Consider the following 8711-nt stretch of genomic DNA (forward strand, 5'->3'; position numbering starts at 1 on the left):
TGGAACGGATTCCTTTTTAAGCTTTGGAGGGTTGGCAGGTGCCTCGGTACTTTTGGCTGCAAAATTGAGCATTTTTCACTTGCAAAAAACACCATGAACAATCGTGAAGCACTCAAAGTATTAATTAAACCTTAATAAATAATAAATGTTAATCTAATAACAACTGTAATTCAGAAAAAATATCGTTTTTTCTATTCGGCCCATCTCACGTAAGGCTGTAGCTAAGCTGTTTTGTCTTGAATAAGAACCTAGTTTCCCCATAATATGAATTGACGATTAATGATAACTTCGTCTAGGAGTGGAATAAATGAAAAATATAACAATATTAATAGCTGATGATGATGCTGAAATTGCTGATTTGGTTGCTATACATTTAGAGAAAGAAGGGTATCGTGTCATTAAGGTATCGGATGGGCAAGAAACCATTGATGTTATCCAGAACCAACCCATTGATTTACTGATTTTGGATATTATGATGCCGAAAATGGATGGATTTGAAGTGACACGTCGCATTCGCGAAAAACATAATATGCCCATTATTTTTTTGAGCGCTAAAACGTCTGATTTTGATAAAGTGCAGGGACTCGTGATTGGAGCAGACGATTATATGACGAAACCATTTATACCCATTGAATTGGTAGCTCGGGTAAATGCACAGCTGCGACGCTTTATGAAGTTGAATCAACCTAAAACCAAACAGAACTCAAACTTGGAATTTGGAGGATTAACGATTTCTCCTGAACAACGTACAGTTACTCTATATGGTAAGAATATTGAGTTAACACCGAAAGAGTTTGAAATTTTATTTTTATTAGCCAGTAATCCAAATAAAGTTTATCGTGCAGAAGATATTTTTCAGAAGGTATGGGGGGATGCATACTATGAAGGTGGGAATACCGTTATGGTTCATATTCGTACTTTGCGGAAAAAACTTGAAGAGGATAAACGAAAAAACAAATTGATACAAACTGTATGGGGGGTAGGTTATAAATTCAATGGGTAAAATACTACGAGGCTTTCGTTCAAAAATGATAATATTGTTAGGTTTAAGCATGTTGTTGTCTAGCGCCATAACATACCTACTCTTTAAAGTACTCCAATTGTATTATTATACAAGTGTTGATTATGGAGATACACTAGCTTATTTTCGCAAAATCATACAAAATATTGGAGACTTTAACGTCTTTTTACTGTTATTTATCTTGCTTTCGATATTATTTTTCTTTTTACTTACAAAACCCTATTCTGCCTATTTCAATGAAATTTCAAAAGGAATTCATTATCTCGCTCAGGGTGACTTTAAGCATCGAGTTCAAATATTGTCAAATGATGAATTTAGTGATATTGCACAAAGCATTAATCTGGCAAGTGAAAAATTGGAACAAGCCATAGAAAGGGGTGACTTTTCGGAAAGTAGTAAAGAGCAGTTAGTAGTAAATTTGGCTCATGATTTGCGCACACCTCTTACCTCTGTTTTAGGTTATTTAGATTTAATCCTTAAGGATGATAACTTGACTGAAAATCAGATCAGACATTATTTAACGATTGCCTTTACCAAATCTCAACGCTTAGAAAGGTTAATTGATGAATTATTTGAAATAACTAGGATGAATTATGGCATGTTACCAATTAAAAAGAAACAAATCGATTTAAGTGAGCTACTTATTCAATTGAAAGAAGAGTTGTATCCTGTCTTCGAGAAAAACGATTTGATAGCAAGAATGAATATTACTTCCCCTTTATCTATTATGGGTGATGGAGAGTTATTGGCACGTGTGTTTGAAAATCTTCTGATTAATGCAAATCGCTATGGGTATGAGGGGCAGTATGTAGATATCAACGGTTTTATTGATTCAGAGGAAGTCGTTATTCAAGTTATCAATTATGGGGATGCTATTCCTCCAGATGAACTGCCTCATATTTTTGATATGCTTTTTACTGGTGACAAAGCACGAACTCATCAAGAAAATAGTACAGGTCTCGGTTTATTCATTGCGGAGAATATTGTAGAGCAACACAATGGGACAATAACTGCCGAAAGTGATTTAATACGCACGATATTTGAAGTCCGATTACCAATGGCGGATTCCTAAGAAGATTAATAATAAAATCCAAGTAAAAAATTTAAGAAAAATTTAATATTTACCCCACATTTTATTTTAAAAGTTTTTCCTATCCTATAAACAAGTTAAGTCAAGGAGGGAACTAAAAAATGAAAAAGTGGGGACTTTTATTGGTTTTTGCATTATTTCTAGTATTTATTTTTAATATATTACCGATATCCCAAGATAAAGTAGAGGATCGAATATATGAACAAAATGACAAAGATACATCGGATGATAAAATGACAGCTGAAAATATGCAAAAGATTGAGCTTACGGAAGAGCAGATCTATCAAGGGAATCTACTCTTGGTCAACAATGAACATCCTGTTCACCAAAAGAGTATAAAATCGGATATTATAAATTTATTTACGCACAAAGAATTGACAAAGGGGTATGGGTTACTTGATAACGAAATTAAATTGTCAGAGGAAATAGCTGGGAAATTTTCAGAGATGATAGCTGCGGCTGAAGAGGATGGCGTTAGTAATTTTTTAATTAGCAGTGGTTATCGAGACTTGGATGAGCAAAGCAGACTTTATGAGGAAATGGGTTCTGATTTTGCTTTGCCAGCAGGTCATAGTGAACACAACTTGGGGTTATCGCTTGATGTAGGATCTACTCAAATGAAGATGGATAAAGCGCCTGAAGGAAAGTGGATAGAAAAAAATTGTTGGGAATACGGCTTTATATTACGCTATCCCTTGGATAAAACGGATGTTACAGGAATTCAATATGAACCTTGGCATATTCGCTATGTCGGTTTGCCTCACAGTGCGATTATGCAGGAAATGAATTTAGCTTTGGAAGAATATTTAGATTATTTAAAAGAAGAAAAGAGCATTTCTGTTCGTGTTGATGGGAAAAAATATACAATTTCATATGATCCCATTTCTCAAAACGAGACAATTGAAGTTGAAGTACCAGCGGATGAACAGTATGAAATATCTGGTAATAATATTGATGGAGTAATTGTGACCACATTTTCTTGAATTAGGTTCTAAAATGATAAAGTCATAGGTTTAAAGGTAAAGTTAGGAGACGTATTCTATATGCTTACACCACTTACAGTTTTATATACTTATTTTTGTACTATTATTTTTTGTATTGTGTTTCAAATTGGATTTTTTTTTAAAGCGCTAAAAAATATATCTATTAGGCATTTTCTATGGGTGTATGTTTTTCTGTTCTACCTTGCGCTAGTGTATATGATGACGGGGATAGGGAATGTATGGGTAGTAGGAAGATATGAAACATTGATTCGTGTAAGTGAAATCAACTTACTTCCATTTTCTTCTGAAGGTGTTACTACGTATATTTTGAACATTATTCTGTTTATGCCGTTAGGTTTTTTATTGCCAACTATTTGGCCGCAGTTTAGAACAATTAAAAATACTGCATGTACTGGATTCTTTTTTTCATTGGCTATTGAGCTAACTCAATTGCTAAATCATAGAATTACAGATATTGATGATTTACTTATGAACACCCTGGGGGCGATTATTGGGTATTTATTATATAGAGCTTTTAAAATGATATATACAAGAGATGAAAAAAAGCTTGATAATAAATCTTCTCTAGTAATAAAATACGAGGCTATTTTTTATATAGTTTGCTCGTTTATAGGTATGATATTACTTTATTATCCATTTTTATTACGAAAAATTATTTGATAAGAGAGAGGTTGATAGTATGAAAAATATCGGCATTACCATTTATGGATGTGAGAGGGACGAGGCTGAAGTGTTCAATGAACTTTCGCCACGCTTTGGTGTCATACCTGCCATTACAAGCTCTGCCGTATCGGAAACCAACGCAATGTTAGCTCCCGGCAATCAATGTATCAGCGTGGGGCACAAATCTGAGATTTCCGAATCCATTCTTCTTGCTCTGAAGGAATCCGGCGTCAAATATATCTCTACCCGAAGTATTGGCTGCAATCACATAGACGTGAAGGCCGCGGAAAGTATGGGTATCGCTGTTGGAAACGTGGCATATTCACCGGATAGCGTTGCCGATTATACATTGATGCTGATGCTGATGGCGATACGAAACGCAAAATCCATTGTGAGCCGTGCGGAAAAATATGATTTCAGATTGGATACTGTCCCTGGAAAAGAATTGCGTGAGATGACGGTTGGCGTGCTGGGAACCGGTCAAATAGGCAAGGCGGTTATTGAGCGACTGCGGGGATTTGGATGTCATGTGCTGGCGTATGGTCACAGCAAAGAGGCGGCGGCCAATTATGTATCCCTCAATGAATTGCTGCAGAAAAGCGACATTCTCACCATTCATGTGCCGCTCGGCACGGACACATATCATATGATTGGTCACGAACAGATTGAAGCAGTGAAACAGGGCGCGTTTCTTATCAATACAGCGCGCGGCGGGCTTGTGGATACCGGCGCGCTGATCAAAGCGTTGGAAAATGGAAGGTTAGGCGGCGCGGCGTTGGATGTGTTGGAAGGAGAAGAAGGGCTTTTCTATTTTGATTGCACACAGAAACCGATTGACAACCAACTATTGCTTAAGCTCCACAAGATGCCAAATGTGATCATCACGCCGCATACGGCGTACTATACCGGACGGGCACTGTATGATACCGTTGAAAAGACAATATTGAACTGTCTGGAATTTGAGAGGAGAGAGACACTTGAATAGATTAAAAATAGCCATCCTGTTTGGGGGCTGTTCAGAGGAACACGATGTGTCGGTAAAATCGGCGAAAGAGATTGCCAATAACATTGACACGGAAAAATATGAGCCGATATACATCGGAATCACCCGATCCGGCGTCTGGAAAATGTGCGAAAAGCCATGCATGGATTGGGACAACGAAAACTGCCGTTCGGCAGTGCTTTCTCCGGACAAAAAAATGCACGGGCTGCTTGTTATGCGGAATAAAGGATATCAAATCCAACGTATAGACGCGGTATTTTCGGTTTTGCACGGCAAATCGGGTGAAGACGGCGCCATACAAGGTTTATTTGAATTGTCCAGCATCCCCTATGTAGGCTGTGATGTTCAAAGTTCGGCGGTGTGTATGGACAAATCCCTGACATACATTGTGGCCCAAAATGCTGGTTTTGGCACTCCTGAATTTTTGATTTTGAATCATGGCGATATACCGGATTCAAATACCTTAACATATCCTGTTTTTGTTAAACCGGCGCGTTCCGGCTCATCTTTCGGCGTGAATAAAGTCAATAACGAGGACGAATTAGACGCCGCCATTGAAACAGCAAGGCAGTATGACAGTAAAGTCCTGATTGAACAAGCTGTTCCAGGCCTTGAAGTTGGCTGTGCCGTGTTGGGAAACGGTACCGACTTAATCGTTGGCGAAGTGGACCAAATTTCACTTTCGCATGGTATCTTTCGTATTCATCAAGAAGATCAACCAGAAAAAGGCTCCGAAAACGCAGTTGTTTTGGTTCCCGCAAACCTGTCGGCAGAGAAACGCATAAAGATACAAGAGACGGCGAAAGCAATTTATAAGGCGCTCGGCTGTAAAGGTCTTTCTCGTGTTGATATGTTTTTGCAGGAAAACGGACGTATTATACTGAATGAAGTCAATACGTTGCCGGGATTCACGGCATACAGCCGTTATCCCCGTATGATGGCTGCCGCGGGGATGACACTGTCCGGGTTAATTGATCATTGCATCACACTGGCACTCAAAGGATGATACCCATGGAAAAAGATTTTGTTTTTTTAGATGAAATATTGCATGGAGTTCGTTGGGACTCCAAATATGCCACATGGGACAATTTCACTGGAAAACCGGTAGACGGATATGAAGTCAATCGCATAGCGGGGACATATGCTTTGGCTGTTGCGCTGCTGGAGGTAAAGAAGCAGGCGGCTGCTCTAGGGTACGGCTTGCTCCTGTGGGATGGCTATCGTCCTCAACGTGCGGTAAACTGTTTCTTGCATTGGTCTGCGCAGCCGGAAGACGGCCGCACAAAAGAAAGATATTATCCCAATATTGATCGGATCGAGATGGTTACAAAGGGATATGTGGCTTCAAAATCAAGCCACAGTCGCGGAAGCGCGATTGACCTTACGCTTTATCGATTGGACACGGGTGCGCTTGTCCCTATGGGGAGCGGCTTCGATTTTATGGATGAACGTTCACATCATACCTCAAAAGGAATTTCAAGTAACGAAGCGCAAAATCGCCAGTTATTATGTTCTATTATGGAATACAGCGGATTTGAATCATATGTATATGAATGGTGGCACTACGTATTAAGAAACGAACCATACCCCAGCAGCTATTTTGATTTTCCCATTGGCGGGAACCATCTAGACCCATTTTCCAACTTTTGTGGGACAGTGCCACTTGATGCGTTGTCGCCCTAAACACTTGCCCCAGCAGAGCATATTGCGACCAATGGGGCAGATGGGAACGCCGTCGGAGTCCATTTTCATTTTGTTGTATACCGTATGCCCGGAACGCCTGAGATTCAGGTCGATGATGCTGCTAACCTCATCGTGTTCCAGCATGGTATAGATCGGGAGAGCGTCATGGGCAGAATCCAAGATCGCCTCTCCCACCTTAGGGCTTCCGGTGTGTCGCACTCCTTTCGCAGTTGTTCGCATACGAAGACCCAATCATCCTGATGAGAGCGAGAAACAAGCTTTATAACGATCACCCAATTCTCAAGAGATAGGCAAAAATGCCTTCTCGGCGAAGAGGCTTAATATGCAGTGAGGAGGGGAAAGAAAATCGTCTCAACAATCAACATTCTATTTGAGAGGGGATGACAATCGAATTAAAGACATTTAATCGATGATTTTTCCCTTCTGTAGTATTCACTTCAATCTTTACTATTACAGCTACGTAGGCATTTGAAACAAATTCGGCAACTATATCTTTATTTTGACCGAGATTTTTGCCTTTTGTTACATCTACGTCTTTTTTGAATTCTTCGATATTATGTTGAACAAACCGGCTACGAAAATACGGAGCTCCTTCACTCCCCAACATCGTCGAAAAAATTTTTTTCAGACATTAATTCAAGGAACGCTTTTTTAATTGCTTCTATCGTTTTGTTACGTAAACAACAAAATTGATTAAATTAACGAGCCATGTGCCTTGAATTTTTATTTTTGTTGTATAAATTATAGACAGATGTCGAGAATACATCAATAGTAGTTTTGATGATTTGAAGGGGTGAAAAAACAAAATGGCAATTGAAAACAAAGTGGTTGTTATTACAGGCGCAAGTTCAGGTATTGGGGAAGCTACAGCTAAGCTGTTAGCTGAGAAGGGTGCAAAAGTTGTACTTGGTGCAAGACGTGAAGAGCATTTAGTAAAATTAGTTGAAGAAATTAAATCGAATGGGGGTCAAGCGGCGTACCGCGTCACAGATGTTGTTAATCCAGATGATAGTCAGCAGCTTGTTCAACTAGCTAAAGACACTTTCGGTGGTGTCGATGTAATCTTCTTGAACGCTGGACTTATGCCTAATTCACCACTTTCCGAATTAAAAACTGACGAGTGGAACAGTATGGTTGACGTTAATATTAAAGGTGTATTGAATGGTATCGCCGCAGTATTGCCAACATTTATATCGCAAAAGTCTGGACATATCATCACTAATTCATCAGTAGCTGGGCTTAAAGCTTACCCAGGCGGTGCGGTTTATGGCGCAACAAAGTGGGCTGTTCGCAATTTAATGGAAGTTTTGCGTATGGAATCTGCCCAAGAAGGTACTAACATCCGCACAGCAACTATTTATCCAGCAGCGATTAACACGGAATTGTTGGGTACGATTACTGATAAGAATATTTCAGAAGGTATGACTGCGTTGTACGAACAATATGGTATTTCACCTGATCGAGTTGCCAATATTGTTGCATTCGCGATTGATCAGCCAGAAGATACGAACGTTAATGAGTTTACAATTGGGCCAACAAGTCAACCTTGGTAACAATTACAATTTAATAAAACTAAGAGCTATTCATTTTCTAAAGCTTAGGCTGTCGAGAAGACCTCGACAGCCTTATAATTTCTTCTCAGTATTTTATTCAGGTTTTAATTGGAAAAATCTCCTCTGCTCAAAACTTTTAGCCGAAAAATGGAGCAATTCCTGTAATGAATGAATTCGAGGTTTGAACAAAAAGAGCGTCTCCTGTATGCTGGGTCTGGAATAGGAAACATTCACTGCTCTAATTAGAAGGAGGACGCTCAATATGAAGTATAAACAAAAAATGAAGATGAATCAACGTATTGAACAAATTACCGAATCCTTTGATGGCAGGTGCAGACATTGCAAAGGAATTGCATGTAGCTCGAGCCATAGATTTCCGAGGAATTGAGATCGCAAATGAATGTGTTTTTAACAATAATAACACGGGATTTGAGGCTCTCTTGTTGTGGATGAAGGAACTGCAGGAAACCACAGGGAAAACACAAGTAATCCTTGGTGTTGAGCCTACGGGCCATTACTGGTTCACACTGGCGGAGTTTCTACAGCAACATGGAATTAAGCTGGTTCTAGTGAATCCGTATCATGTGAACAGAACCAAAGAATTAGAAGATAATTCACCAACGAAGAACGACTACAAAGATGCCAAGGTCATTGCAGATCTTGTCCGTAACGG

General features: G+C 39.3%; 8 protein-coding genes and 3 pseudogenes. 9 read left to right on the plus strand and 2 right to left on the minus strand.

The annotated features are described in order from the left end of the window. Positions 1-165 precede the first annotated feature (165 nt). A pseudogene (locus PPOP_RS25805) lies at positions 166-264 on the minus strand (Tn3 family transposase); the annotation flags it as partial. 43 nt (positions 265-307) lie between these two features. Here PPOP_RS25805 and PPOP_RS07575 point away from each other — a divergent pair. The 7 genes from PPOP_RS07575 (at position 308) to PPOP_RS07605 (ending at position 6464) form a co-directional block, all read left to right on the plus strand. Continuing rightward, positions 308-1003 carry a vancomycin resistance response regulator transcription factor VanR-F gene (locus PPOP_RS07575; RefSeq protein ID WP_006285581.1) on the plus strand — a complete coding sequence of 232 codons (696 nt, stop codon included), beginning with the start codon at positions 308-310 and terminating at the stop codon, positions 1001-1003. Continuing rightward, on the plus strand, positions 996-2093 hold the full coding sequence (locus PPOP_RS07580) for a vancomycin resistance histidine kinase VanS-F (RefSeq protein WP_006285582.1): 1098 nt from the start codon (positions 996-998) through the stop codon (positions 2091-2093). Before PPOP_RS07575 ends, PPOP_RS07580 begins: the two co-directional genes overlap by 8 nt. Before the next feature lie 119 nt (positions 2094-2212). Next, positions 2213-3094: a D-Ala-D-Ala carboxypeptidase VanY-F gene (locus PPOP_RS07585; RefSeq protein ID WP_006285584.1), complete on the plus strand. Its 882-nt coding sequence runs from the start codon at positions 2213-2215 to the stop codon at positions 3092-3094. A 60-nt stretch (positions 3095-3154) separates the two neighbouring features. Then, positions 3155-3775, plus strand: a complete 621-nt coding sequence (gene vanZ-F / locus PPOP_RS07590; RefSeq protein ID WP_006285585.1) for a glycopeptide resistance protein VanZ-F — start codon at positions 3155-3157, stop codon at positions 3773-3775. A 19-nt stretch (positions 3776-3794) separates the two neighbouring features. Next, positions 3795-4763, plus strand: a complete 969-nt coding sequence (locus PPOP_RS07595; protein WP_006285586.1) for a D-lactate dehydrogenase VanH-F — start codon at positions 3795-3797, stop codon at positions 4761-4763. Continuing rightward, positions 4756-5787, plus strand: a complete 1032-nt coding sequence (vanF, locus tag PPOP_RS07600) for a D-alanine--(R)-lactate ligase VanF (protein WP_006285587.1) — start codon at positions 4756-4758, stop codon at positions 5785-5787. The genes PPOP_RS07595 and vanF overlap by 8 nt, the downstream gene beginning before the upstream one ends. 5 nt (positions 5788-5792) lie before the next feature. After that, a complete protein-coding gene (locus PPOP_RS07605) occupies positions 5793-6464 on the plus strand; it encodes a D-Ala-D-Ala dipeptidase VanX-F (RefSeq protein ID WP_006285588.1) in 672 nt (223 codons plus the stop codon). Between the two features lie 469 nt (positions 6465-6933). Here PPOP_RS07605 and PPOP_RS22640 read toward each other — a convergent pair. Beyond that, positions 6934-7101, minus strand: a pseudogene (locus tag PPOP_RS22640) (TetR/AcrR family transcriptional regulator); the annotation flags it as partial. Positions 7102-7291: 190 nt separating this feature from the next. Here PPOP_RS22640 and PPOP_RS07610 point away from each other — a divergent pair. Beyond that, positions 7292-8038, plus strand: a complete 747-nt coding sequence (locus PPOP_RS07610; RefSeq protein WP_006285591.1) for an SDR family oxidoreductase — start codon at positions 7292-7294, stop codon at positions 8036-8038. Between the two features lie 262 nt (positions 8039-8300). After that, positions 8301-8711: pseudogene (locus tag PPOP_RS07615) on the plus strand (IS110 family transposase); the annotation flags it as partial.

It is taken from the genome of Paenibacillus popilliae ATCC 14706, assembly GCF_000315235.1.
GTDB classification, from domain to species: Bacteria; Bacillota; Bacilli; order Paenibacillales; family Paenibacillaceae; genus Paenibacillus_B; species Paenibacillus_B popilliae.